Source organism: Pseudomonas sp. Pse79, assembly GCF_024519615.1.
Taxonomy (GTDB): domain Bacteria; phylum Pseudomonadota; class Gammaproteobacteria; order Pseudomonadales; family Pseudomonadaceae; genus Aquipseudomonas; species Aquipseudomonas veronii.
This window is the reverse complement of sequence record NZ_JALJRR010000010.1, coordinates 69,063-94,884: the sequence shown is the minus strand read 5'-3', so window position 1 is coordinate 94,884 and position 25,822 is coordinate 69,063. Positions and strand designations below refer to the sequence as shown.

Sequence of the window (25,822 nt, the reverse complement as noted above, 5' to 3'; positions counted from 1 at the left end):
TGAAACTCCTAATGAACCCCAGTGTGTTAAGCAAATCATGTAGCGCCGCGTCAGTTCAGGTAAGGGGACCAGGATGGTTCTCTGACTTCGCCTTGTGCGGTAGGAAGCGGGAGCCTTACGCGTCCATTAATGGACACGAGCATCAAGACTCCCCGGCCCTGCTGGCGGGTGGCGTAGATTACCATGGTGCCGTTGGGCGCAACAGTGGCTGACTCATCTAGGTTGGTATCTGTAAGGATTTTTACGGTTCCGCGCTGCAAATCCTGGGCCGCAACCCGGAAATTAGTGAAACCATCCTGACGGTGAATCATCACCAACGTCTTTTCATCAGCCGAAAGCTTAGGGTTGGCGTTGTAGTTACCAATAAAGGTCACGCGTTCCGCGCCACCGCCACCCACGCTCGTTTTATAAATTTGAGGCTTGCCGCCACGGTCGGAGGTGAAATAGATGGTCGAACCATCTTTACCCCAGAACGGTTCGGTGTTGATACCAGGACCGCTGGTCACGCGGCTGATCTGGCGCGAAGCCATGTTCATCACGTAGATATCCGGGTTGCCGTCCTTGGACAGCACGAAAGCCAGGCGCGAACCATCCGGCGACCAGGCTGGCGCACCGTTGAGGCCTTCGAAGTTGGTGATCTGCTCACGACGGCCAGTATCGATGTGCTGGACGAAGATGCGCGGACGCTTCTGCTCGAAGGACACGTAGGCAATGCGCTTGCCGTCCGGCGCGAAGCGCGGCGACAGGATTGGCTCACGCGATTGCAGCAAGGTCACAGCGCGCGCGCCGTCATAGTCGGAACGCTGCAGCGTGTAGCGCGTGTTGTCTACGGAGAAACGCTCGGCCGTTACATACAGCAGACGTGTCGAGAAAGCCCCTTTGATACCGGTGAGCTTTTCAAACGACTGGTCCGAGATGTAGTGGGCCATGTCGCGCAGTTGTTCGGCGGTGCCCGATACGCTGCCGGTCAAGACCTGCTGCTCGGTCGCCACGTTGAACAAGGCGTACTGGATCTGCAGGCGACCGCCGGCCGGCACGATGCTGCCGACCATCAGGTACTGGGCGCCCACGGCTTTCCAGTCGCGGAAGATGACTTCGCTGGCCTGGGTCGGCTGGCTGATCATGTTGCCTTTGGGAATCGGCGCGTAGTAACCGGAGTTGCGCAGGTCGTCGCTGACGATCTGGGCCATGTCGTCCGGCAACACGCTGCCGCCCTGCCAGCCGAACGGTACAACGGCGATCGGGGTGGCCCGATCGCTACCGCTGGTGACCAGGATGTTCTTTTCATCCGCCGCCGCTATCCCTGCCATACAGCAAATAACGACAAGCATTCCTCGAAGAAGGTTTCTCACAAGGCTAAATCCTCAGGTGTGAATGTCATCTTGAATGAACGATAGGGAGCGAAGTCGCTTGGTTTCATTCCCTGCATCTCGGTCAACCGGCCAATATTCTTGACCGCCGCGACCGCCGAACTGTCGAACGAACCGTCACCACTGGACTTGGCCACGCTGACCGAAGTCACCGTACCGTCCGGCAACATGCCGATCTGCAGCACTACTGTCATGCCTTTGCGTGCCGAAGGCGGACGTGTCCAGCCTTCTGCTGCCCGCGCCCGAATCAGGTCGTCGAAACTGCCCGCGACTTCATCGCCACGTTCATCGGCCAAGGCTTGCTGACGCTGCGGCGTGTCGGAGAGCAAATCTGCCAAGGCCTGGGCCTTTTTCTCTTCGGCGGATTTACGCGCTGCTTCCTGGGCCTTTTTCTTGGTGGCATCGGCGGCAGCTTTCTTCTTCGCGTCGTCGGCGATTTTCTTCTTCGCCTCGTCTGCTTCAGCTTTTTTCTTGGCGTCTTCGGCGGCTTTCTTCTTCGCGTCTTCGACTATCTTTTTCTTGGCGTCTTCAGCGGCCTTTTTCTTGGCCTCTTCTTCGGCAGCTTTCTTGGCTTCTTCTTCAGATTTCTTCTTGGCTATATCAGCCAATTGTTTCTCTTCGGCTTTTTTAGCTTCGGCAGCTTTCTCGGCTTTCTTGGCTTCATCAGCCTTTTTCGCCTCGTCAGCCTTCTTCGCTTCGTCAGCCTTTTTCGATTCCTCGGCCTTTTGAGCCGCCTCTTCTTTCTTTTGTTCCGCAGCAGCCTTCACTGCTTCCTGCTCGACCTTCTTCTGTTCCATCTGCTCGACTTCAGTCTGGCGCGCAGCCGACTTCTGGGCCTCACCCGCAATCTTCTGATTGGTCTGGGTAGTGGCCTGACTTTTCGATTTCAGCTGATACAGGGTCGCCTGCACGATCGGCTTGGCTGGCGGCAGGTCCGGGGTCATGGCAAAGCTGACGAACAGCATGCCAAACACCAGGACGTGCAGGGCAATTGCCCAGACGCTAGGCCAGAAGTAGCTTTCCGAGGCGGACGGCTCTCGCTGTTGGTGCATCAGGGCGCCTCGGTAATCAAGCCAACGTTACCGACGCCGGCCTTCTGCAGCCCGCCCATGGCGCCCATGACGGAACCGTAGTCGACCGACTTGTCGCCGCGGATGAACACCTGGGTGTGCTTGCCGCCTTCGTTGCCGGAGCGAATGATCTTGGTCACCGCATCGGTCATCGCCGGCAAGGTCAGGGCCTTGTCCTGTTGTTTCTGCGTATCGACTTCGCTGCCAAGGTTCCAGTAGTAGGTCTTGTCAGCCTTGATCGAAATCGTCAGCACCTGGGTGTTGTTGTCCTGGGGCAAGGCTTCGCTGGAAACCTTGGGCAGATCAACCTTCACACCCTGGTTGAGCATCGGCGCGGTCACCATGAAGATCACCAGCAGCACCAGCATCACGTCGATGTAAGGCACTACGTTCATCTCGGCGACCGGCTTGCGCTTGGTTCGTGCTCGAGTGATTAAAGCCATCGGGGAGTACCTGCTTATTCTTCGCTGGTGTGCACTTTACGGTGCAGGATCGCCTGGAATTCGTCGGCGAAGGTGTAGTAACGGCTGATCAGGGTCTCACCGCGCGCGGCGAAGCGGTTGTAGGCGATAACCGCCGGGATCGCAGCGAACAGGCCGATCGCGGTGGCGACCAGGGCTTCGGCGATACCCGGGGCCACGGTGGCCAGGGTCGCTTGCTGGGCCTGGGCCAGGCCGCGGAAGGAGTTCATGATCCCCCACACGGTACCGAACAGACCGATGTACGGGCTGACGGAACCCACGGTGGCGAGGAACGGCAGGCTCTGCTCCAGCTTCTCTTCTTCGCGGGAGATGGCCACGCGCATGGCACGGGCCACGCCTTCCATGACCGCTTCCGGATCGACGCCCGGCTGCTGGCGCAGGCGCGAGAACTCCTTGAAGCCGGCACGGAAGATCTGCTCGACGCCCGAATCCGGGTCAGGGTTGCTACCGGCCTGGCGATACAGTTTGGACAGGTCGATACCCGACCAGAAGCGCTCTTCGAAGCTCTCCAGGGCACGTCGACCGGCACGCAGCAGGTTGCTGCGCTGAAAAATCATGACCCAGGATGTAACCGATGCGGCTAACAGGATCAGCATCACCAGTTGAACCACAACACTGGCATTACTGACCAGGCTCCACATGGAGGAATGGTCGACGACGGTAGGTTCCACGCTAAATCTCCTGCTTTGATTGTTTACCCGCGCCGCTCACGGCGGCAAAGGCCGCACGTAGAGTTTCGGGAATGGCCCGAGGTTTCAAACTATTGGGGCGCACACACGCCACCAGGAACTGCCCCTCACAGAGCAGCGTTGCATCCGCAGCCCGCCTGACCTGCTGTTTAAAGCGCAGGCTGACACGGTTCAATTCGATTACTTCAGCGCTGACCAGCAGCTCATCGTCCAATCGCGCCGGCGCGTAATAACGCGCCTCGCTGGAATGCACGACAAACAACAGGTCCTCCCCTGCCAGCTGGGATTGGGCAAAGCCCAGCTCCCGTAGCCGCTCGGTTCGAGCCCGCTCCATGAACTTGAGGTAATTGACGTAATACACGATGCCGCCAGCATCGGTGTCCTCGTAATAAACGCGACAGCGATGTGCGAACGACTGATCCCCGTTTTGCGCGCGCATACTCTAGTGCTTACTCCTCAGGTTGCCAATCCGGCTGGGCAACTGTTTTTTCATTCTATGAAACATTTCTAACGACTGAATGACGACGCCAGCCACTAGGACAGCACAAACCTTGAATAAATCGACCCGAGTGACCTTTTTAATCGTCCACTGCATCGAGGAATTCGTCTAGCACGGGCATCTCGCCCAATCGTGACGGAATGTTTAGCCCAAAGTGCAAATAGGCATGGCGGGTAACCACCCGGCCCCTTGGTGTACGCATGATGTAGCCCTGCTGGATCAGGTACGGCTCCAGCACGTCCTCAATGGTATGGCGCTCTTCACTGATGGCCGCTGCCAGGCTGTCCACGCCCACCGGGCCACCGTCGAATTTCTCGATCATGGTCAACAGTAGCCGTCGATCCTGGTGATCGAAGCCGTGTTCATCCACGTCCAGCAGGTTCAACGCCAGGTCGGCCACGGCCTTGGTGATATGGCCCTTGGCCCGCACTTCGGCAAAATCGCGCACGCGTCGCAGCAAGCGGTTGGCGATCCGAGGCGTGCCCCGCGCCCGCCGGGCGATTTCAAACGCGCCTTCGGGGTCCAGGGGCAAGCCGAGAATGCCGGCCGAACGGCTGACGATGGTCGCCAGGTCCGCGGTGCTATAGAACTCTAGACGTTGGACGATGCCAAAACGGTCTCGCAACGGGTTGGTCAGCATGCCCGCGCGCGTGGTCGCGCCCACCAGGGTGAACGGCGGCAGGTCGAGCTTGATCGAGCGGGCCGCGGGGCCTTCACCGATCATGATGTCGAGCTGGAAGTCTTCCATCGCCGGGTACAGCACTTCCTCGACGATGGGCGACAGGCGGTGGATTTCGTCGATGAACAGCACGTCGTGCGGTTCGAGGTTGGTCAGCAGCGCCGCGAGGTCGCCCGGACGCTCCAGCACCGGGCCGGAGGTGGACTTGATCGACACCCCCATTTCCTGGGCGATGATGTTGGCCAGGGTGGTTTTACCCAACCCCGGCGGGCCGAAGATCAAGGTGTGGTCCAGGGATTCACTGCGCCCACGCGCAGCCTGGATGAACAACTCCATCTGCTCGCGCACGGTGGGCTGGCCGATGTAGTCGGCCAGGCTCAGGGGGCGGATGGCGCGGTCCTGGACTTCTTCACGGTCACGGGGGCCGGTGGCCGCGATCAGACGATCAGCTTCAATCACTTAAATCATTCCCTTCAGGGCTCGGCGGATCATGTCTTCGCTGCTCAGGTTCTTGTCCTTGATGGCCGACACCGCTTTGCTGGCTTCCTGCGGCTTGTAGCCCAGGGAAATCAGCGCGCTGACCGCATCGCTTTCAGCACTGGCCACCTGGGCCGCTGGCTGGTTCGGCTGGTTCGGCACCAGGGCGAACATGCTCGGCACGACTTCCCAGGCTTTGAAACGGTCCTTGAGCTCCACCAGCAGGCGTTCGGCGGTTTTCTTGCCGACCCCCGGCACCTTGGTCAGCGCCGAGGTGTCCTGGGCCGACACCGCGCGTACCAGTTCATCCACTTCCAGGCTCGACATCAGCGCCAGGGCCAGTTTCGGCCCTACGCCATTGAGGCGAATCAATTCGCGGAAGAAGTCCCGGTCACGCTTGCCAATGAAGCCATAGAGCAGTTGCGCATCTTCGCGCACCACAAGGTGAGTATGCAGGGTCAATGGCTCGCCAACCGACGGAAGGCGATACAGGGTGGTCATGGGCACTTCCAGCTCATACCCCAGCCCGTTGACATCCAGAATCAGGTGCGGCGGCTGTTTCTCCGCCAGGGTGCCGCGCAAGCGTCCAATCACGGTTCAGATCCTTAAAGCTTGGGGGTCAGATCGAGGTCTGACCGCAAATAACGATTGCGCCGATGCTATCAGAGACGCAGCCGCCCGCCACGACTACGTGCCGCCCCCAGGCCGTGAGGCAGCAGGCTGGAACGGGTATGCGCGTGGCAAATGGCGATGGCCAGGGCGTCGGAGGCGTCGATCTGCGGCTTGGAGGTGAGTTTGAGCATGTGCATGACCATCATCTGCACCTGTTCTTTATTGGCCGCGCCGGTGCCGACCACGGCCTGCTTGACCTGGGTGGCGGTGTACTCGGCGATTTCCATGGCCTCCTCGGCACCGGCGACGATGGCGGCGCCACGGGCCTGGCCGAGCTTGAGAGCCGAGTCGGCGTTTTTGGCCATGAACACCTTTTCGATCCCCATGGTCACCGGCTTGTAGGTCTGGATCACTTCACGCACGCCGCGATAGACGATCTGCAGGCGCTCGGCCAACTCGCCCGCGCCGGTGCGGATGCAGCCCGAGGCGACATACACGCAGCCGCGCGGGGTGTGTTGCACCACACCAAAACCGGTGATGCGCGAACCGGGGTCGATACCTAGAATTAAAGTCATAACGCCTGCAGGTCGGGTAAACACAATTTTTGATACAGGTAAAATCCAATGTGGGAGGGGGCTTGCTCCCGATTACGGTGGTTCAGTCGATTCATAAATGACTGACACACCGCCATCGGGAGCAAGCCCCCTCTCACATTTAGATCCACATCGTCCGTCAGCCTAGCTGCTCGGCGACCGACTCTGGAATGTCAGCATTCGAGTAGACGTTCTGCACGTCATCCAGGTCCTCGAGCATATCCAGCATCTTCAGCACTTTCTGCGCGCCGTCCAGGTCCAGTTCGGCGCTGGTGGTCGGCAGCATCACGATTTCTGCGTCGGTGCCTTTGAAACCAGCGGTTTCCAGCGCGTTACGCACCGCATAGAACCCGGCGAACGAGGTGAACACATCGATCGAGCCGTCTTCATTGGTCACCACGTCGTCGGCATCCGCGTCCATCGCGGCTTCCATCAACGCGTCTTCATCCACGCCCGGCGCGAAGGAAATTTGGCCCTTGCGCTCGAACAGGTAGACCACCGAGCCGTCCGTACCGAGGTTGCCACCGCACTTGCTGAACGCATGACGCACCGCCGCGGCGGTACGGTTGCGGTTATCGGTCATGCACTCGACCATCACCGCCACGCCGCCCGGGCCGTAGCCTTCGTAGGTCAGCTCGACCATGTCGTCGGTATCGGCCGCACCGGCGCCACGGGCCACGGCGCGGTCGATGATGTCGCGACTCATGTTGGCGCCGAGGGCCTTGTCCAGCGCCAGGCGCAAACGCGGGTTGGAGCCTGGGTCACCGCCGCCTTGGCGGGCGGCGACGGTCAGTTCGCGAATCCACTTGGTGAAGATCTTGCCTTTCTTGGCATCCTGACGCTCTTTGCGGTGCTTGATGTTCGCCCACTTGGAATGGCCAGCCATAACACAACTCCGAAATTCTCTAGAAACCTTATCAACCCCGCCCCAGGCGGGATACAACCCTTGTAACGCAAAGGCGCATCCGAAGATGCGCCTTTTTGACTGCGTAAAACCTTATCGCGCTTTCACGCAGCGGCCTTACTCAGCCTTTGGCGCCTCGCGCAGGCGGATATGCAGCTCGCGCAGTGCCTTGGCATCCACGACACCTGGCGCCTGGGTCATGACGTCCGCAGCGCTCTGGGTTTTCGGGAAGGCGATCACTTCACGGATCGACTGGGCGCCGGTCATCAGCATCACCAGACGGTCCAGGCCAAAGGCCAGGCCACCGTGAGGCGGTGCGCCGTACTTCAGGGCGTCGAGCAGGAAGCCGAATTTCTCTTCCTGTTCGGCTTCGTTGATGCCCAGCAGACGGAATACCGCTTGCTGCATTTCCTTGCGGTGGATACGGATCGAACCGCCACCCAGCTCAGTGCCGTTCAAGACCATGTCGTAGGCCCGGGACAGAGCGCCCGCCGGGTTGGCTTCGAGCTCTTCCGGCGAGCACTTCGGCGCGGTGAACGGGTGGTGCAAGGCGCTGAAGCTGCCGTCGTCGTTCTCTTCGAACATCGGGAAGTCGACGACCCACATCGGTGCCCACTTGCAGGTCAGCAGGTTCAGGTCGTGGCCCAGCTTGATCCGCAGCGCGCCCAGGGCTTCGCTGACGATCTTGGCCTTGTCGGCGCCGAAGAACACGATGTCACCGTCGACTGCGCCCACGCGATCGAGGATCACATTGAGATTGGCTTCCGGGATGTTTTTCACGATCGGCGACTGCAGGCCATCAACGCCCTTGGCACGCTCGTTGACCTTGATGTACGCCAGGCCCTTGGCACCGTAGATGCCGACGAACTTGGTGTAGTCGTCGATCTGCTTGCGCGGCATGCTCGCGCCGCCAGGCACGCGCAGGGCGGCGATGCGGCATTTCGGGTCGTTGGCCGGGCCGCTGAACACCTTGAAGTCGACGTCCTTGAGTTGGTCGGCCACGTCCACCAGTTCCAGCGGGATACGCAGGTCAGGCTTGTCGGAACCGTAGCGGCGCATGGCTTCTTCGAAGGTCATGTGCGGGAATTCGCCGAATTCCAGGTCCAGCACTTCCTTGAACAGGTTGCGGATCATTTGTTCGGTGATACCCATGATCTCTTTTTCATCGAGGAAGCTGGTCTCGATGTCGATCTGGGTGAATTCAGGCTGGCGATCGGCGCGCAGGTCTTCGTCACGGAAGCACTTGGCGATCTGGTAGTAACGGTCGAAGCCGGCCACCATCAGCAGTTGCTTGAACAGCTGCGGCGATTGCGGCAGGGCGAAGAAACTGCCGGCGTGGGTACGGCTCGGCACCAGATAGTCACGCGCGCCTTCCGGGGTGGCACGGGTGAGGATCGGCGTTTCAACGTCGAGGAAGCCGTTTTCATCGAGGAAGCGACGGATGCTGGTGGTCATGCGCGAGCGCAGACGCAGCTTCTCGGCCATTTCCGGGCGACGCAGGTCCAGGAAGCGATAACGCAGGCGGGTTTCTTCGCCAACATCGGAATATTCGTTCAGTGGGAACGGCGGGGTTTCCGACTCGTTCAGCACTTCCAGCTCGTAGCCCAGCACTTCGATCGCGCCGGACGCCATGTTCGGGTTCACCGCACCGGCCGGACGCAGGCGCACCTTGCCGGTGATCTTCACTACGTATTCGCTGCGCACGCGGTCGGCGGCGGCGAAGCTCTCGGCGCGGTCCGGGTCGAACACCACCTGGGCCAGACCATCACGATCACGGATATCGAGGAAGATCACCCCGCCGTGGTCGCGGCGACGGTGAACCCATCCGCAAAGGGTGATTTCCTGACCTTCCAGGGTCTCGTTCAGTTGGCCGCAATAATGGCTGCGCATCATGGTAGTGGTTTCACTTCTCGTAATTCGAAATTCGGTGGCAGGCTTGGCCTCAGTCACCGTACATAAGTCAGGGGACGGATAATGCAGGAGCCTGCGCGTAGAGTTCAACTCAGTCTGCTTTGTCGCCGCCCGCCAGATTCTTCTTCGAGCCGGTCTTGAAGTCGGTCTCGTACCAGCCGCTGCCGCTCAGGCGGAAGCCCGGCATGGACAACATCTTTTTAAGCTCAGGCGCCTTGCAAGCTGGGCAATCGACCAGCGGCGCGTCGCTGATCTTCTGGATGGCTTCCAACTGATGACCACAGGAAGCGCATTGATAGTCGTACATGGGCATGGAGATGTCTCGGCGATCAGATCGTTACTGTGCCGCGCCGGCCTCCGGATAGAGGCCACTGCGCAGAAAGCGCCTGCAGCGGCAAAGCGCGGGATTATATCTGGTAAATCGAGGCAGCGCAGCCGGCTTTCTGCCCGAGGCCCGGCCCGCCTGAACGCCGGGCCAGCCCCGGAACCCCCGGATTACTCGGGATTGGACAGGCAAGCGCGGCCTTTCAATACGTGAACCACGCAGACCACCCTGACCAGCCCGCTGAAGTTCTTCACGCCGCCATAGCGCAAATGCACTTCCCGATCGACATAAGACAACAGCGCACTGACTGAACAGGCATTGAGCCTGGCTATTTCCGTGAGGATATTCCAGTAGATCTGTTCCAGCCGCAGGCAAGTGGAAAACCCATTGAGCCTTACCGATCGGGACAACGGCCGCGCCAGCCCCATATCGAACCCTTTGACAAAGGGGTCGACGTTTATCTTATGAAAACCACAGGTCTCCATCACTCTACTACCCACTCCACGCGACATACACCTGACACTCCATTGCCAAACAGCAGTCCATGGGCTTCTCCCATTGGACAGTGGGCCTATCAAACAGCAGGACGACGGGGGGCAGCCAGAAGACGGGGAGTTGATAGTCGTAGGACAACGCCAGGAAGCACGGAGAAACAAGCGAGCGGCGCCAGGGCGGCGCCGCCCGAGGTCGGTGTTTACTTGTTTTCGAGTAGGGAACGCAGCATCCACGCAGTTTTTTCGTGAACTTGCATACGCTGGGTCAACAGGTCGGCCGTCGGTTCGTCGCTGACCTTATCGAGCAGCGGAAAAATACCGCGCGCGGTACGCGTAACCGCCTCCTGGCCCGCCACCAGTTGCTTGATCATCTCTTCAGCGCTGGGCACGCCCTCTTCTTCCTTGATCGAAGAAAGACGCGCATAGATCGAATAGGCACCCGGCGCCGGGAAGCCCAGGGCACGAATACGCTCGGCAATCAGGTCCACCGCCAGCGCCAGCTCGTTGTACTGCTCTTCGAACATCAAGTGCAGCGTGCGGAACATGGGGCCCGTGACGTTCCAGTGGAAATTGTGGGTCTTCAGGTACAGTACATAGGTATCGGAAAGCAGGCGCGAAAGCCCGTCGACGATGGATTTGCGATCTTCTTCACTGATACCGATATCGATTGCCATGTTTATCCCCTTCAATTGAACAGCATTCATTGATCAGGTGCCGGATCACTCTAGCAAGAGTACCCACTGTGTGCAGCCCGACGCACCGAGGCGACGTGCGGCAAATCGCCCTGCGCGGCCTCGCTGGCCCGCGACGGTGAAGGCTTTAGGCGCGACAGAAAATTTCCCCGACAGCAGGCAAAACGCCTGCAACTGTCTAGGACAAGCGTTTGACGCAGAAATGCCCCGCCCCTTGCAACGCCCGGAAATGCTTGATTTGAGTAGGCACAGCCTTTGCTGTTAAATAGGCAGCGTGTCGCTGCCGTTATTTTCTTCGGCCAGCGCATAGGCTGATACCCGCGCACGTGCCCAACGCCTCCCATTGTTCAGAAGCGAACCGTGCCAGTCAGCTCTTCCTTGTGATCCGTCTTAACGTGAGTTAATCAAAATGTTGAAAATCGTCCACCTGCTAACGGGCGTTGCAGCTTTGCTGCTGTCCTTTATCCCGAGCCTGCAGCCTGAAAGCCTGCCCTACCTGCAACAACATGACGCTCTGTACCTGGCCTTGTTCGGCCTTCTTAACCTGACGCTGGCGCCAGTGATCCCTTACTGGAACAAAGGCACGCGTCATCAACTGCAAAACCTGGTCAGCGCGCTGCTGGTGCTGACTGTTGTCGTACAAACCCTCACCCTCCTGGCACCCATGCCTGAAGTCGGCGGCCACCCGGCCATCCTGCTCAGCCTGGTGATTGCGCTGGTCGCCATCGTTCTTCACCTGGCCATCAGCTTCTACCGTTCGTCCCCTGCGGCCGCGTCGCAAAACTACGACATGACCAATCGGGATACCGGGACCGTCAAGTGGTTCAACACGTCCAAGGGCTTCGGCTTTATTTCCCGCGATTCGGGCGACGATATCTTCGTCCACTTCCGGGCCATCCGTGGCGAAGGCCATCGCGTCCTGGTCGAAGGCCAGCGTGTGGAATTCTCCGTCATGAACCGCGACAAAGGCCTGCAAGCCGAAGATGTGATCGCCGCGTTGCCGCGTCGCTGATTCCAAGCCAGGCAAAAAAAACCGCGATCCGGCACAAGCTGGATCGCGGTTTTTTATTGCGCGGCTATTAATAGTGAGGCGGCGGCGCTTCTTCTTCGGACGACTCGAACTGGCCGCCCATTTCTTCCTGGCGCTTGAGCAGCGCGGTCATCTGCAGCTGCAGGCGTTCGACCGCCCGCTGCTGGGTGACCAGGATGTCGTTGAGGGTTTCGATGGTGTCGTCCTGAAAGGCCAGGCGGCTTTCCAGGTCGGTCACGCGGTCTTGCAGATCCATGGTTCAGTCCTGGCTAAAGATGAAGTCGGCAGGTAACAGCTCGCGCAACCGCGCACGGATCGCTGCCACCTGTTCTTCAGTATACGGCCGGGCCGGATGCTTGCCCCAGACCGGCGCAGGCCAGGCCATGTCATCGCGCTTGCGCACGATCACATGCACATGCAACTGGCTGACAACGTTCCCCAGCGCGCCGATGTTCATCTTGTCGGCGCCGAAACCTTCACTCAGCAATTGCGCAAGGGTTGTCGTTTCATTCCACAGTTTTTGTTGATCTATGACAGACAATTGAAAAACTTCGCTGATACCGTTTATGCGCGGTACCAGAATAAACCAAGGGTAATTCGAGTCATTGGACAGCAGCAGGCGGCACAACGGGAAGTCCCCGATGGTCAGTGTGTCTTGTTGCAGGCGTTGATCTAAGGCGAACACCGCGGGCACTCCGTTCGGCAGGTCAGATTCTGGCGCCCAGCATACCTTCGAACGCCGACGGCTTCACTTCGAATACAGACGCCAACGCGCATCCCGATAAAAAACCTGCCCCTTTTCGAGGCAGGCGAATAATTGAGCTACGCTGAATCGGGACTCATCGGAGTGCACCAAAATGACCCACTCATGCCTCAAAGAGATCCGCCAAGTACCCACCCATGAGGGTGAACCGGTAACGTTTCGCGCAGGTACAGGATTCATGCACCACCGAATCAACGGAATGCATGGCCGTCAAGGACAAACTGAACGGCTTGAGAGGCCCGTGTTTATGCGGTTTTTACACTGCAGTGAGGCTTTTCACGAAAAAATGACATTCAGTTACCGGTTTGGGCGCGCTTGTTGCATTCACACCCACATCGTCGGCAACGGCACCCTTCGGGAAGCGGGTGTTTCGCGATAAGAACACTAGCGAGTCAATGCGTATCAAGGATGCATTCAAACTTAGAAAAGGGTTTGAAAACAGCATTGAAGTTGTCAGTTCGGTAACATTCGGACTGTGAATTTGCGACATGGACCTAGCAATTCACGACAGCCTCGTAAAGAAGCTGAAAGGAAAGATGGGTAAGTATCGTCATTAGAGTCAGCGTGATATAACTTTACGCGGACACAAAAAAAGAAAGAGCCGCCCAGATAAAAATACAGGTGGGACGGCAGTACTCTTCCTAAAACCAAAGGAGCAAATCACGATGCGCGTGATGAAGTGGAGCATGATCGCCCTGGCTGTTTCAGCAGGCACCTCGCAGTTCGCAATGGCGTCTGCCCAAGACGATGCCAAGGGCTTCGTTGAAGACAGCACTTTCAGTATCAATACCCGTGCGCTGTATTTCAGCCGCGACAAACGCAACAATGACTCCGGCCAAAGCCGCAGCGAAGAAACCGGTCTTGGTTTCAACGGTCTGTACCAATCGGGCTTCACCCAAGGCACCATCGGTGTCGGCGTCGACGCCATCGGCCTGCTGGGCCTCAAGCTCGATAGCGGCAAGGGCCGTGCTGGCACTGGTCTGTTCCCAACAGGTTCGGATGGTCGTTCGCAAGACGACTACTCCAAAGGCGGCGCCGCAGTTAAATTCCGCGTCTCCAATACCGTGCTGAAAGCCGGCGATCAATACACCACAGCGCCTGTATTCGCCTCTGATGACAGCCGCTTGCTGCCTGAGTTGCCGCAAGGTATCTCGATCACCAGCAACGAGATCAAAGACCTGAAGCTTGAAGCCGGTCACTTCACCTCGATCGTCGCCCAAGACCATACCTACAAGGACAGTATCTCCAGCTCCGAGCCGATTACCGGCCGTGGCCTGCGTGATGCCAACTTCCTGGGCGGTGTTTACGCCTGGACCCCAGAGTTCACTACCAGCCTCTACTACTCGAAAGTAGAAGACTACTGGAAGAAACTTTACGCCAACGTGAACTGGACCCACGCGCTGAGCGCCGATCAGTCCCTGGCCGTAGACTTCAACATCTACAGCACCAAAAGCGACGGCGCCGGTCTGCAACGCGCAGAAAAAGACAACACCACCAAGCTGGATAACCGTGCCTACAGCCTGCAAGGCGCTTACACCTACCAGGCTCACACCTTTACCCTCGCTTACCAGAAAGTTAGCGGTGACGGTGACTACGGTTACGGCGTAGACGGCGGCGGCACGGTTTTCCTGGCCAACTCCATCGCCCGTTCCGACTTCAACGCTGAAGACGAGAAATCCTGGCAAGCTCGCTACGACCTGAACATGGCCACCTTCGGCGTGCCAGGCCTGAGCTTCATGACTCGTTACGTCAACGGTAGCGGCGCCAACACTGGCACCACGTCGAACGGCAAAGAGTGGGAACGCGACATCGAAGCCAAATACGTGATCCAGAGCGGCCCAGCGAAAGACCTGAGCCTGCGTATACGCCAAGCGACTTATCGCTCGTCTGACGGCGTGTACTACGGTTCGGCGTCGCTCGACGAACTGCGTCTGATCGCGCAATACCCGCTGAACATCTTGTAATTGCCCGTTCGATTACAACGATGACTTAAGGCTTCGGCCTTAAATTAAAAGCCGCTCCCCTGCATGCAAGGGAGCGGCTTTTTTATTGCAATATTATTTCAGCAGTAAAATAACTAGCAAGCTAACTAACGACAGTATCGTTCCCGCACTTAACGTGACCTATCAGCCAAGTTAAGTGCAAATGCCTTTCATTACTTCGCCGCTGTTTCCTGCATCACCCGAATAACCCGCTGCGGAAATGGAATATCGATCCCCGCCGCTTTCAAGCGATCACGTGCCAGTTCATTGAACATGAACATCACGTCCCAATAATCCGCCGTCTTGGTCCAGCACCGCAAAGACACCGTGATCGAACTGTCGCCCAAGGTCGAAACCACGGCCACTGCCGCCGGATCAGCCAATACACGCGGGTCTTTTGCCAGCTCCAGCAACACTTCGCGGGCTTTCTGCAGGTCGGCCTCGTAGTCCACCCCCACATCAAACACCACCTTGCGGGTAGGCTGACGGTTGGTGTTGGTGATGATGCCGTTGGAGAGGATGCCGTTCGGCACGATCACGGTCTTGTTGTCGCCGGTGCGCAGCACGGTGTGGAAGATCTGGATGCTGTCGACGGTACCGGACGTACCTTGGGCTTCGATCCAGTCACCGATACGGAACGGGCGGAACAACAGAATCAGCACGCCACCAGCAAAGTTAGCCAGGCTGCCCTGCAAGGCCAGGCCGATGGCCAGGGTCGCGGCACCGATGGCGGCGACGAACGAGGTGGTTTCCACGCCGATCATCGAGGCCACGCTGACGATCAGCATGACCTTCAGCACGATGTTCGCCAGGCTGGTGATGAAGTGCTGCAGCGCCAGGTCCGCGTTACGGATGGCCAGCAAACGCCCCACTCTGTGGGTCAGGCGGTTGATCAGCCACCAGCCGATGGCCAGGGTAATCACGGCCAGCAATACCCGGCTGCCGTATTCCATGATCATCGGGATCCACGACTGGGAGGTCTTGATCAGGTGATCCACTTCAGCGTTCAAATCCATCTACATTCTCCTGTTTGCCGGATGTACGGCGTTTTTTGTGCCCACTAACGCAATTGAGCCCCGAAGGGCTCAATGGCAGGCGCAGGTTCTGGGGCGTGGGACGTCAAAAACGGCCGCAGGTTCCCCAAAGTGCCATCAGTCGCGGAAGTTATTGAACTGCAGCGGCATCTCGAAGGTCTTGGCGCGCAGGGCAGCGATGGCCTCTTGCAGGTCGTCACGTTTCTTGCCGGTGACGCGCACCTGCTCACCCTGGATGGCGGCCTGGACTTTCAGCTTGGCGTCCTTGATATGCGCCACGATCTTCTTCGCCAGTTCCTTGTCGATGCCTTCCTTGAGGACGGCTTCCTGCTTCATCAGCTTGCCGGACGCGTAGGCGTCCTTGACTTCAAGGCACTGCACGTCGATCTTGCGCTTGACCAGGGCGAGCTTGAGGATCTCGATCATCGCTTCCAGCTGGAAATCGGCTTCAGCGGTCAGGTTGACGGTCAGTTCCTTTTCCTTGAATTCGAAACTGCCCTTGCCTTTCAAGTCATAGCGACGGTCCAGTTCCTTGACGGCGTTCTCGACGGCGTTGGTGACTTCGTGTTTGTCCAGTTCGGATACCACGTCGAACGAAGGCATGTCATTTCTCCAATATAAGGGGCGGGCTCAGTAGAGATGGAGCGCGCCCAAGCTAAAATGCCGGGGCATTATAGCGGTTCTTTCGCCCCATTCGCTGTGAGCGACCCTACGGAGCACAAACTGATGTCGACCACCTGGCATATTCTCGGCGCCGGCAGCCTCGGCACGCTGTGGGCCACCCGCCTGGCCCGCGCCGGCCTGCCGGTGAAGCTGATCCTGCGCGATGCGGCACGCCTGGCCAGCTATCAGGCGGCCGACGGGCTGACCCTGGTGGAGCACGGCGTAGCGCACACTTACCCGGTACTCGCCGAAACGCCTGACAGCCCCGAGCCGATCCATCGCCTGCTGGTGGCGTGCAAAGCCTACGACGCTCAAAGCGCCGTCGCACACCTGCAATCGCGTCTCGCGCCCGGCGTCGAATTGATCCTGCTGCAAAACGGCCTGGGCAGCCAGGACGCCGTCGCCGCGCAATATCCCCAGGCCCGCTGCATTTTTGCCTCCAGCACCGAAGGCGCGTTTCGCGACGGCGATTGGCGCGTGGTGTTTGCCGGCCACGGCTACACCTGGCTGGGGGACGCCAGTCACCCCACGGCCCCGGTGTGGCTGGACGACTTGCGCGCCGCCGGCATCCCTCACGAATGGAGCAGCGACATTCTTACGCGCCTGTGGCGCAAGCTCGCACTCAATTGCGCCATCAACCCGCTGACCGTGCTGTACCAATGCCGCAATGGCGGCCTGCAAGCCCATCAGTGCGAAGTCGCAACCTTGTGCGCCGAACTCACCGAGCTGCTGCAATGCTGCGGCCAGCCGGCAGCGGCGCAGGACCTGCAGACGGAAGTGGAACGGGTGATCCAGGCCACGGCGGCCAATTACTCTTCGATGTACCAGGACGTGGCCAGCGCGCGGCGCACCGAAATCAGCTACCTGCTGGGCTACGCCTGCCAGGCCGCCGCTCGGCATCGGCTGACGCTGCCGCATCTGCAACAGGTGTACACGCGCCTCGTCGACCAGCTGGTTGCACGCGGATTGCCCCGCGACTGAGGCACGCGCTACCCTGCCCACTCGTCTATTACCTGTGAAACCCCTGATGCCACTGCGCCAGCGTCTTGAAAACCTACCGGTAGGGCAGAAACTGCTGGCCGCCCTGCTGGTGTTGCTGACCACTGTGTTACTGGTGGCCAACCTGACTTTTATCAGCGCCGCTTACTGGATCTCCCAGGAGAGCATGGCGCCCCAGGCGCTGCAGGCGATTGGCCGGCTGGTGTCCAACCCGGCGCTTGCCGCCGAAGCCCTTGAGTCTCCGGCCAAGGCCGACGCCCTGCTCAATGAGCTGACCAGCTATTCGCCGCTGCGCGCAGCCGCGTTGTACGACGCCGAGGGCAACCGCCTGGCGCAGATGCAACACGGCGACCGCCTGCACCTGCCGGGCAACTACCGGGATATCGAAGCCTGGCGCCTCACCGAGTTTCGCAGTAACCAAGTCATCACCCTGCCCCGCCCCGGCCAGCCTTCCGGGCATTTGTTGCTGGTGGCCAGCAGTGAGCTACCGGTGGCGTTCTATACCGGCACGCTGACGGCGAGCCTGGGCATCCTGATTTTCAGCGTGCTGCTGTGGCTGGTCATCGCCCGGCAGATCAAACGCCTGATCACCCGGCCGATCCATGAGCTGGAAGAGCTGTCGCGCCAGGTCACCCGCGAAGAGAACTACGCCCTGCGCGCCGGCCGTGGCAATCATGACGAAATCGGCAGCCTGGCCGAAGCCTTCAACACCATGCTGTCGCGCATCGAGGCCCGCGAGCAGCAGCTCAAGCGCGCGCGCGATGAGTCCCAGGCGGCCTACGACCAGGCACAGGGCCTGGCCGAAGAAACCCGCCACACCAACCGCAAACTGGAGCTGGAAGTCCAGGTGCGCAGCAAGATCGAGAAAAAACTCACCGGTTTCCAGAACTATCTCAACAGCATCATCGACTCGATGCCCTCGGCGCTGATCGCCCTGGATGAACAGCTCTATGTCACCCAGTGGAACCAGGAAGCCACCGCACTTTCCGGCACACGCCTGGATGAAGCGCTGAACCAGCCGATCTACCTCGCTTTCCAGCCGCTCAAACCCTACCTGCCGCAGATCAAGGCCACGGTCGAGCAACACACGGTGGAGCGCATCGAGCGTGTCACCTGGGTCAAGGACGATGAATCCAAGCATTACGCCCTGACGTTCTATCCACTGATGGGCGGCGCCGGGCGCGGTGTGGTGATCCGGATCGATGACATCACCCAGCGCCTGTCCCTGGAAGAAATGATGGTGCAGTCGGAGAAGATGCTCTCCGTCGGCGGCCTTGCTGCGGGTATGGCCCATGAAATCAACAACCCGCTGGGGGCGATCCTGCATAACGTGCAGAACATCCGCCGCCGGCTGTCCCCCGACCTGCCCAAGAACCTGGAACACGCCGAACAAGTGGGCATCGAACTGCAGACGGTCAACCGTTACCTGCAAAGCCGCGAAGTCCCACAATTGCTCGACGGTATCCAGCAGGCCGGCGCGCGGGCGGCGAAAATCGTCACCCACATGCTCAGTTTCAGCCGGCGCAGCAATCGGCAGATGGCGCCGTGTGATTTGCCGGCGCTGATCGACCAGGCGGTGGAAATCGCCGGCAACGACTTTGACCTGGCGATCGGCTTCGACTTCAAGGGCCAGGCGATCATCCGCCAGTTCGACCCACAGCTCGGCCCGGTGCCCGGCACCGCCAACGAGTTGGAACAGGTGCTGCTCAACCTGCTGAAAAACGCGGCGCAGGCCATTCACCAGCGCGAAGACGACCGCGAGCCGGGGCGCATCATCCTGCGCACCCGCCTCAACCCGCCCTGGGCGGAGATCCAGGTCGAAGACAACGGCATCGGCATGAGCGAGAACGTGCGCAAACGCACCTTCGAGCCATTCTTCACCACCAAGGAAATCGGCCAGGGCACCGGGCTGGGGTTGTCGGTGTCGTACTTCATCATCACCAATAACCACAAAGGGCAGATGGAAGTGCATTCCACCCCGGGCCAAGGCACCTGCTTCACGTTGCGCCTGCCCCTGGCCGGCAGCCAATTGTCCCCCGCTGAACTTACCCAACTGGAGCACTGATCATGGGCTTTCGCCTGTCGAAGATTTACACCCGTACCGGCGACCAGGGTGAAACCGGGCTCGGCGACGGTCGCCGCGTGCCCAAGGACCACCCGCGGGTGGAAGCCATCGGCGAAGTCGACACGTTGAACAGTCAGCTGGGCTTGCTGCTGGCCGGCCTTGAAGAGCAAAGCGGCAAGCATCCGCACCTGAAGGACGTGATCGAAGTGCTGACGCCTTGCCAGCATCGTCTGTTCGACCTCGGCGGCGAGCTGGCGATGCCGGTGTACAAAGCGCTGAACGCGGCGGAGGTGAATCGGCTGGAGGCAGCGATTGATCGCTGGAACGAAGAGGTCGGGGCGCTGGAGAACTTCATCTTGCCCGGTGGCTCAGCGCTGATCGCCCAGGCCCACGTGTGCCGCAGCGCAGCACGCAGTGCCGAGCGCCGCTGTCAGCACCTGAATGCGGTTGAACCGTTGGAGGGGGTGGCTTTGGCGTATATCAACCGGCTGTCGGATTTGCTGTTTGTGGCGGCGCGGGTGATTGCCAAGCGCCAGGGTGTGGCGGAGATTTTGTGGCAGGCGGCGGCCAAACCCCACTGATTATCAGGTGTCTGGTCTGGCGCCATCGCGGGCAAGCCCACTCCCACATTTGGATTTGTGAACACCTTCCAATGTGGGAGTGGGCTTGCCCGCGATGAGGCCAACAAACGCTAGATCAATCTTGCGGCCAGAACGCCCGAATCCCTGCCACACCTTGAGCGCCGGCATCCCATGCCTGCTCGCGCTCAGCAGGCCCAACGCCACCCAACAGATACACCGGCTTGCTGAACCCGCGGATCAGCTCTGCCGCCTGTTCCCAACCCAACGGTTGGGCATCGGGATGGGTCTGGGTCGGCTGCACCGGCGACAGCGTGACAAAATCCACGTCCATCAATTCCGCCAGCGCCAGTTCCTCGGCGTTATGGCAAGACGCCGCCAACCAGCGATCCTTCGGCAGCGGGCGGCCCTTGCTTGCGTATTTGCGCAGTTGCGCCGAGGTCATGTGCCAACCGGCCGCGGGAAAATCCCCCAGCCATTCGAACGGGCCCTTGAGCATCAGTTGCGCCTTGCCGGCACACAGGCCCACGGCGTCTACCGCCAGGTCACGGTACTTGGGGTCGTAACCGTTAGGGGCGCGCAGTTGCACCAGCTTGATGCCGCCCGCGATGGCTTTCTGGATACCGCGCAACAGCGGCGCGGTTTCCAGCTCGCCCGGTGTGATCAGGTAGTCGCCGGGCAACCGTGCGGCGGCAACGATCGGCGCATTGGCCGCCGGGAACTCATAGTTGAGCAGGTCACGCGCCGCGACCCATTCCAGGGGTTGACCTTCGGCACCGTGTGGCTCGCCGGTAAAGGCCGAGACTTCCCAGACATCCAGCAACACCTGCTTATCCGGGTAGTCATGCTGCACCTTGATCAACGGTCGCGCCGTGGTGACCTGGATGCCCAGCTCTTCCTGCAACTCGCGGGACAGCGCCGTGGCGACCGACTCGTCGGCCTCCACCTTGCCGCCGGGAAACTCCCAGAGGCCGCCCTGATGCTGGGTATCGGCACGGCGCGCCAGCAGGATTCTGCCGTCGACGCCGCGGATCACCGCTGCTGCTACATGCACTCGTTTCACCGCGTTTATCCTCCGGGCTTCAGGTACGGTATTCCGCGTTGATCTTCACGTACTCGTGGGACAGGTCCGTGGTCCAGATGGTTTCGCTGCACTCGCCGCGACCCAGCTCGATGCGGATGGTGATTTCTTCCTGCTGCATCACCGCCGAACCCTGGGCTTCGGTGTAGCTCTCGGCGCGGGCGCCACGGCTGGCGATGCACACGTCACCGAGGAACACGTCGATCTTGCTCACGTCCAGGTCCGGCACGCCGGCACGGCCGACGGCGGCGAGGATACGGCCCCAGTTCGGGTCGGAGGCGAACAACGCGGTCTTGATCAGCGGCGAGTGCGCCACGGTGTAACCGACATCCAGGCATTCCTGGTGGTTGCCGCCGCCGTTGACTTCAACCGTGACGAACTTGGTGGCACCCTCGCCGTCACGCACGATGGCCTGGGCCACATCCATGCACACTTCGAACACCGCTTGCTTCAACGCGGCGAACAGCGGGCCGCTGGTGGAGGTGATTTCGGGCAGGTTGGCCTGGCCGGTAGCGATCAGCATGCAGCAATCGTTGGTGGAGGTGTCGCCGTCGATGGTGATGCGGTTGAATGACTTGTTGGCGCCGTCCAGCATCAAGCGCTGCAGCACGTCGCGGGAGACTTTGGCGTCGGTGGCGATGTAGCCAAGCATGGTGGCCATGTTCGGGCGGATCATGCCCGCGCCCTTGCTGATGCCGGTGACGGTGATGGTCACGCCGTCATGCACAAACTGACGGCTCGCGCCCTTGGGCAAGGTGTCGGTGGTCATGATGCCGGTGGCGGCGGCCGCCCAGTTATCCACAGACAGGTCATCCAGCGCGGCTTGCAGGGCGCCTTCGATTTTTTCCACCGGCAGCGGCTCACCGATCACTCCAGTGGAGTACGGCAGCACCTGGCTGGCGTCGACGCCGGCCAGTTGTGCCAGTTTGGCGCAGGTCCGCGCGGCGGCGACCAGGCCAGGCTCGCCGGTGCCGGCGTTGGCATTGCCGGTGTTGGTCAGCAGGTAACGAATCGGACCGGCCACGCGCTGCTTGGCCAGGATCACCGGCGCGGCGCAGAAGGCGTTGAGGGTGAACACACCGGCGACGGTCGAGCCTTCAGCACAGCGCATCACCACGACATCCTTGCGCCCCGGGCGTTTGATGCCGGCCGAAGCGATACCGAGTTCAAAACCGGCAACCGGGTGCAATGTGGGCAAAGGACCAAGACCAACAGCCATGAATGCGCTCCTTAAAAATAGATGATGTCTGTGCCGTCGCGTTCGACGGTGGGAATTAATGGCAAAACGCCGCGACGGCTGATGCCGGTCGCGGCGCGGGGTGTTGCAGCGTCAGGCGAAAATCTTAGTTGATTTCGCCGTGGCAGTGTTTGAACTTCTTGCCCGAACCGCACCAGCACAGCTCGTTACGGCCCAGCTTCTGCTCGTTGCGCACCGGAGTCTGAGCCAGGGCCACATCGACCTCTTCGCCCAAGACCTCAGGCGCTTCAAGACCTGGCGCTTCCTCATGCTGGAACTGCATGCGCGCCGCCAGTGCCTCGGCTTCCTCACGCAGGCGCGCTTCTTCCTCGACCGGGTCTTCGCGACGCACCTGAACGTGGGACAGCACGCGAATCGAATCGCGCTTGATCGAATCCAGCAGTTCGGAGAACAGCGTGAACGACTCGCGCTTGTACTCCTGCTTCGGGTTCTTCTGGGCGTAGCCACGCAAGTGGATACCGTGACGCAGGTGATCCATGGTCGACAGGTGGTCTTTCCACAGGTCGTCCAGCACGCGCAGTACGATTTGTTTCTCGAAAGTGCGCAGCGCTTCGGCACTCGCCTGCTCTTCTTTCTCGTTGTACGCGGCCAGCAGCTCGGTCATCAGCTTCTCGCGCAGGGTTTCTTCGTACAGGTGATCGTCTTCGTCCAGCCACTGCTGAACCGGCAAGTCGACACCGAAGTCGCTCTTCAACGCGGCTTCCAGGCCAGCAACATCCCATTGTTCTGGCAGGGACTGTGGCGGAATATGCGCGCTGACGGTGGCGTTGAGCACGTCCTGACGGAAATCGGCGATGGTCTCGCCAATGTTGTCGGCGGCCAGCAACGTGTTACGCATGTGATAGATCACTTTACGCTGTTCGTTGTTGACGTCATCGAACTCGAGCAGTTGCTTACGAATGTCGAAGTTGCGGCCTTCGACCTTGCGCTGGGCCTTCTCGATGGCGTTGGTCACCATGCGGTGCTCGATCGCTTCACCGGACTGCATGCCCAGGGCTTTCATGAAGTTCTTCACCCGATCCGAGGCGAAGATACGCATCAGGCTGTCTTCCAGGGACAGGTAGAAACGGCTGGAACCGGCGTCACCCTGACGACCGGCACGACCACGCAGCTGGTTGTCGATACGGCGCGATTCGTGACGCTCGGACGCAATCACCTGCAGGCCGCCGGACTCCAGCACCGCCTGGTGGCGTTTCTGCCAGTCGGCTTTGATCTGGGCGATCTGCTCGGGAGTCGGGTTGTCCAGGGAAGCCACTTCCACTTCCCAGTTGCCGCCCAACAGGATGTCGGTACCACGACCAGCCATGTTGGTAGCGATGGTCAGTGCGCCGGGGCGACCGGCCTGGGCGATGATCTCGGCTTCTTTTTCGTGGAACTTGGCGTTGAGGACCTTGTGCTCGATGCCTTCCTTGTTGAGCAGGTTGGACACGTGCTCAGACGTTTCGATCGTCGCGGTACCCACCAGGATCGGACGCCCCTGGGCCATGCCGTCCTTGATGTCGTTGATGATCGCCGCGTATTTCTCTTCGGCGGTCAGGAACACCAGGTCGTTGAAGTCTTTACGCGCCAGCGGTTTGTTCGGCGGGATGACCACAACCGACAGACCGTAGATCTGGTGGAATTCGAACGCTTCGGTGTCGGCCGTACCGGTCATGCCGGACAGTTTGTTGTACAGACGGAAGTAGTTCTGGAAGGTGGTGGAAGCCAACGTCTGGCTTTCGGCCTGGATGTTGAGCACTTCCTTGGCCTCGATGGCCTGGTGCAGGCCTTCGGACAGACGACGACCCGGCATGGTACGCCCGGTGTGTTCGTCAACCAGGACGACCTGGCCGTCCTGGACGATGTATTCGACGTTGCGATGGAACAGCTTGTGCGCGCGCAGGCCGGCATACACATGGGTCAGCAGGCCCAGGTTGTGGGCCGAGTACAGGCTTTCGCCCTCGGCCAGCAGGCCGATCTGGGTCAGCATGTCTTCGACGAACTGGTGGCCGGCTTCGTTGAGTTCGACCTGGCGGGTCTTCTCGTCGATGGTGAAGTGACCTTCTTTGGTCACCACGCCTTCCACTTCCTCGATGTGCTGCTCCAGGCGCGGGATCAACTTGTTGATCTCGGTGTACAGGCGCGAGCTGTCTTCGGCCTGGCCGGAGATGATCAGCGGGGTACGGGCTTCGTCGATGAGGATGGAGTCGACTTCGTCGATCACGGCAAAGTTGAGTTCGCGCTGGAATTTTTCTTCCATGCTGAACGCCATGTTGTCGCGCAGGTAGTCGAAACCGAATTCGTTGTTGGTGCCGTAGGTGATGTCGGCAGCATAGGCCGCACGCTTCTCTTCCGGCGGCTGGAACGGCGTCACGACGCCGACGGTCAGGCCGAGGAATTCATACAGCGGGCGCATCCAGTTGGCGTCACGGCGGGCCAGGTAGTCGTTCACCGTCACAACGTGCACGCCCTTGCCGGACAGCGCGTTGAGGTAAACACCCAGGGTCGCCACCAGGGTCTTGCCTTCACCGGTACGCATTTCGGCAATCATGCCTTCATGCAAGGTCATGCCGCCGATCAACTGGACGTCGAAGTGGCGCATGCCCATGACACGCTTACCGGCTTCACGGGCGACCGCGAAGGCTTCGGGAAGCAACTTGTCGAGGGTTTCACCTTTGGCTATGCGGGCCTTGAACTCTTCGGTCTTGGCGCGCAATTGCTCGTCCGAAAGGGCAACCATCTGCTCTTCGAAGGCATTGACCAGCTGCACCGTCTTGAGCATGCGTTTGACTTCGCGCTCATTCTTGCTTCCAAAAAGTTTCTTTAACAAAGGCGCAAACATATCGGCAGGTTCTTCCACACATAGGGATGGAGGGCGCACCGTGAGTGGCCCGAGCGGCCCTCACGGGCGCATGCGAACGCGCATTCTACCCGGAATCGTGGGTGAGGAAAGTGGCGTTGTTCCCCAATGCAGGCATGAGCCCGTGAGAGGGCTCATTTAAAATAAGGGCTTTTACCGGAACTTCAACCCATGGAGTGCATTGATTTCGCAGATAAAGCCCCGCCAATGCATTGCCTGGGGGTCCACAGGCGCTTTCTGCTAAGATGGCGGCTCTGTTACTTAAGGTGTCTGATCATGGCGTTTCGCCCTCTTACAGCCCGCGCGCCCAGCGTGTTGCTTCGCGAAGCCAAGCCGTTGAAAGCCATCTTCAGCCATGCGCAACGCCTGGGCCACCTGCAACGCCTGGTTGAAAGCCAATTGCAACCGGCAGCGCGGGAACATTGCCATGTCGCCTCGTGGCGCGAGGGCAACCTGCTGCTTATTGTCACAGACGGCCATTGGGCGACACGCTTGCGCTATCAGCAAAAACGCTTGCAGCGACAATTAATGGCGTTTGACGAGTTTGCCAGCCTGACGCGTATCCAATTCAAGGTGCAACCGCCGACCGTTCCGCAAGGCGCGGCGGGGCACACCATGGATTTATCGGCGAATGCGGCCGAAACCATTCAGGCAACGGCCGACGGCATCAGCGATCCGGGTTTACGCGCGGCGCTGGAACGCCTCGCCGCGCACGCCAAGCCCAAAGCCTGAT

General features: G+C 60.0%; 26 protein-coding genes. 6 read left to right on the top strand and 20 right to left on the bottom strand.

Annotation, left to right across the window (positions count from 1 at the left end):
• Window positions 1–50: 50 nt before the first annotated feature.
• The 13 genes from tolB to NR164_RS14800 form a co-directional block, all read right to left on the bottom strand.
• A complete protein-coding gene (gene tolB, locus NR164_RS14860) occupies window positions 51–1,331 on the bottom strand; it encodes a Tol-Pal system beta propeller repeat protein TolB (protein WP_046382256.1) in 1,281 nt (426 codons plus the stop codon).
• Between the two features lie 17 nt (window positions 1,332–1,348).
• Entirely contained in the window at window positions 1,349–2,422 is a 1,074-nt protein-coding gene (gene tolA / locus NR164_RS14855) for a cell envelope integrity protein TolA (RefSeq protein ID WP_017847130.1), read from the bottom strand.
• Window positions 2,422–2,874, bottom strand: a complete 453-nt coding sequence (gene tolR, locus NR164_RS14850; RefSeq protein WP_160384999.1) for a protein TolR — start codon at window positions 2,872–2,874, stop codon at window positions 2,422–2,424. Before tolR ends, tolA begins: the two co-directional genes overlap by 1 nt.
• Before the next feature lie 23 nt (window positions 2,875–2,897).
• Window positions 2,898–3,593, bottom strand: coding sequence for a protein TolQ (gene tolQ / locus NR164_RS14845; RefSeq protein ID WP_017847129.1), 696 nt, complete (start codon window positions 3,591–3,593; stop codon window positions 2,898–2,900).
• Window position 3,594: 1 nt separating this feature from the next.
• Window positions 3,595–4,050, bottom strand: coding sequence for a tol-pal system-associated acyl-CoA thioesterase (gene ybgC, locus NR164_RS14840; RefSeq protein ID WP_046382255.1), 456 nt, complete (start codon window positions 4,048–4,050; stop codon window positions 3,595–3,597).
• 139 nt (window positions 4,051–4,189) lie between these two features.
• The gene (gene ruvB / locus NR164_RS14835; RefSeq protein WP_017847127.1) at window positions 4,190–5,248 is read right to left on the bottom strand and encodes a Holliday junction branch migration DNA helicase RuvB; all 1,059 of its coding nucleotides are present in this window, start codon (window positions 5,246–5,248) and stop codon (window positions 4,190–4,192) included.
• On the bottom strand, window positions 5,249–5,860 hold the full coding sequence (ruvA, locus tag NR164_RS14830; protein WP_017847126.1) for a Holliday junction branch migration protein RuvA: 612 nt from the start codon (window positions 5,858–5,860) through the stop codon (window positions 5,249–5,251).
• Window positions 5,861–5,928: 68 nt separating this feature from the next.
• Window positions 5,929–6,453: a crossover junction endodeoxyribonuclease RuvC gene (gene ruvC / locus NR164_RS14825; RefSeq protein WP_017847125.1), complete on the bottom strand. Its 525-nt coding sequence runs from the start codon at window positions 6,451–6,453 to the stop codon at window positions 5,929–5,931.
• 157 nt (window positions 6,454–6,610) lie between these two features.
• Window positions 6,611–7,357, bottom strand: coding sequence for a YebC/PmpR family DNA-binding transcriptional regulator (locus NR164_RS14820; protein ID WP_256822900.1), 747 nt, complete (start codon window positions 7,355–7,357; stop codon window positions 6,611–6,613).
• A gap of 135 nt (window positions 7,358–7,492) precedes the next feature.
• Window positions 7,493–9,268, bottom strand: coding sequence for an aspartate--tRNA ligase (gene aspS, locus NR164_RS14815; RefSeq protein ID WP_017847123.1), 1,776 nt, complete (start codon window positions 9,266–9,268; stop codon window positions 7,493–7,495).
• A 109-nt stretch (window positions 9,269–9,377) separates the two neighbouring features.
• Window positions 9,378–9,599, bottom strand: coding sequence for an FmdB family zinc ribbon protein (locus NR164_RS14810; RefSeq protein ID WP_026140049.1), 222 nt, complete (start codon window positions 9,597–9,599; stop codon window positions 9,378–9,380).
• 182 nt (window positions 9,600–9,781) lie between these two features.
• Complete coding sequence (locus tag NR164_RS14805) at window positions 9,782–10,123, bottom strand: ribbon-helix-helix domain-containing protein (RefSeq protein ID WP_017847121.1); 342 nt, start codon at window positions 10,121–10,123, stop codon at window positions 9,782–9,784.
• Window positions 10,124–10,305: 182 nt separating this feature from the next.
• Window positions 10,306–10,779, bottom strand: coding sequence for a Dps family protein (locus NR164_RS14800; RefSeq protein ID WP_057004530.1), 474 nt, complete (start codon window positions 10,777–10,779; stop codon window positions 10,306–10,308).
• A gap of 427 nt (window positions 10,780–11,206) precedes the next feature.
• Between NR164_RS14800 and NR164_RS30385 the strand changes: the two genes are divergently transcribed.
• A complete protein-coding gene (locus NR164_RS30385) occupies window positions 11,207–11,809 on the top strand; it encodes a cold-shock protein (protein WP_010566142.1) in 603 nt (200 codons plus the stop codon).
• A gap of 67 nt (window positions 11,810–11,876) precedes the next feature.
• Here NR164_RS30385 and NR164_RS14790 read toward each other — a convergent pair whose 3' ends face one another.
• Window positions 11,877–12,083 carry a SlyX family protein gene (locus NR164_RS14790; protein ID WP_017847119.1) on the bottom strand — a complete coding sequence of 69 codons (207 nt, stop codon included), beginning with the start codon at window positions 12,081–12,083 and terminating at the stop codon, window positions 11,877–11,879.
• A 3-nt stretch (window positions 12,084–12,086) separates the two neighbouring features.
• Window positions 12,087–12,512 (bottom strand): HIT domain-containing protein, encoded by a 426-nt coding sequence (locus tag NR164_RS14785; protein ID WP_017847118.1) that lies wholly within the window; start codon window positions 12,510–12,512, stop codon window positions 12,087–12,089.
• 743 nt (window positions 12,513–13,255) lie between these two features.
• On the opposite strand from NR164_RS14785, the gene NR164_RS14780 reads away from it, so the two are divergent.
• Window positions 13,256–14,554, top strand: a complete 1,299-nt coding sequence (locus NR164_RS14780; RefSeq protein ID WP_079444592.1) for an OprD family porin — start codon at window positions 13,256–13,258, stop codon at window positions 14,552–14,554.
• Between the two features lie 191 nt (window positions 14,555–14,745).
• On the opposite strand, the gene NR164_RS14775 is transcribed toward NR164_RS14780, so the two are convergent.
• A complete protein-coding gene (locus NR164_RS14775; RefSeq protein WP_017847116.1) occupies window positions 14,746–15,588 on the bottom strand; it encodes a mechanosensitive ion channel family protein in 843 nt (280 codons plus the stop codon).
• A 135-nt stretch (window positions 15,589–15,723) separates the two neighbouring features.
• Window positions 15,724–16,209, bottom strand: coding sequence for a YajQ family cyclic di-GMP-binding protein (locus NR164_RS14770; protein ID WP_017847115.1), 486 nt, complete (start codon window positions 16,207–16,209; stop codon window positions 15,724–15,726).
• A 123-nt stretch (window positions 16,210–16,332) separates the two neighbouring features.
• Between NR164_RS14770 and NR164_RS14765 the strand changes: the two genes are divergently transcribed.
• From NR164_RS14765 to NR164_RS14755, 3 genes are read left to right on the top strand one after another with little or no spacing between them, the layout of a single operon-like run.
• Complete coding sequence (locus NR164_RS14765) at window positions 16,333–17,250, top strand: putative 2-dehydropantoate 2-reductase (protein WP_017847114.1); 918 nt, start codon at window positions 16,333–16,335, stop codon at window positions 17,248–17,250.
• 46 nt (window positions 17,251–17,296) lie between these two features.
• Window positions 17,297–19,333 carry an ATP-binding protein gene (locus NR164_RS14760; RefSeq protein WP_102617345.1) on the top strand — a complete coding sequence of 679 codons (2,037 nt, stop codon included), beginning with the start codon at window positions 17,297–17,299 and terminating at the stop codon, window positions 19,331–19,333.
• Window positions 19,334–19,335: 2 nt separating this feature from the next.
• Window positions 19,336–19,914, top strand: a complete 579-nt coding sequence (locus tag NR164_RS14755; protein WP_017847112.1) for a cob(I)yrinic acid a,c-diamide adenosyltransferase — start codon at window positions 19,336–19,338, stop codon at window positions 19,912–19,914.
• A 115-nt stretch (window positions 19,915–20,029) separates the two neighbouring features.
• Here the strand turns inward: NR164_RS14755 and NR164_RS14750 are convergent, their stop codons facing one another.
• The 3 genes from NR164_RS14750 to secA all read right to left on the bottom strand — a co-directional run bounded on the left by NR164_RS14750 (window position 20,030) and on the right by secA (window position 25,071).
• On the bottom strand, window positions 20,030–20,974 hold the full coding sequence (locus NR164_RS14750) for a Nudix family hydrolase (protein WP_046382249.1): 945 nt from the start codon (window positions 20,972–20,974) through the stop codon (window positions 20,030–20,032).
• Window positions 20,975–20,993: 19 nt separating this feature from the next.
• Window positions 20,994–22,211: a bifunctional glutamate N-acetyltransferase/amino-acid acetyltransferase ArgJ gene (gene argJ / locus NR164_RS14745; RefSeq protein ID WP_026140046.1), complete on the bottom strand. Its 1,218-nt coding sequence runs from the start codon at window positions 22,209–22,211 to the stop codon at window positions 20,994–20,996.
• Between the two features lie 124 nt (window positions 22,212–22,335).
• Window positions 22,336–25,071: a preprotein translocase subunit SecA gene (secA, locus tag NR164_RS14740; protein ID WP_017847109.1), complete on the bottom strand. Its 2,736-nt coding sequence runs from the start codon at window positions 25,069–25,071 to the stop codon at window positions 22,336–22,338.
• Between the two features lie 294 nt (window positions 25,072–25,365).
• Between secA and NR164_RS14735 the strand changes: the two genes are divergently transcribed.
• On the top strand, window positions 25,366–25,821 hold the full coding sequence (locus tag NR164_RS14735) for a DUF721 domain-containing protein (RefSeq protein WP_017847108.1): 456 nt from the start codon (window positions 25,366–25,368) through the stop codon (window positions 25,819–25,821).
• Window position 25,822: the final 1 nt, after the last annotated feature.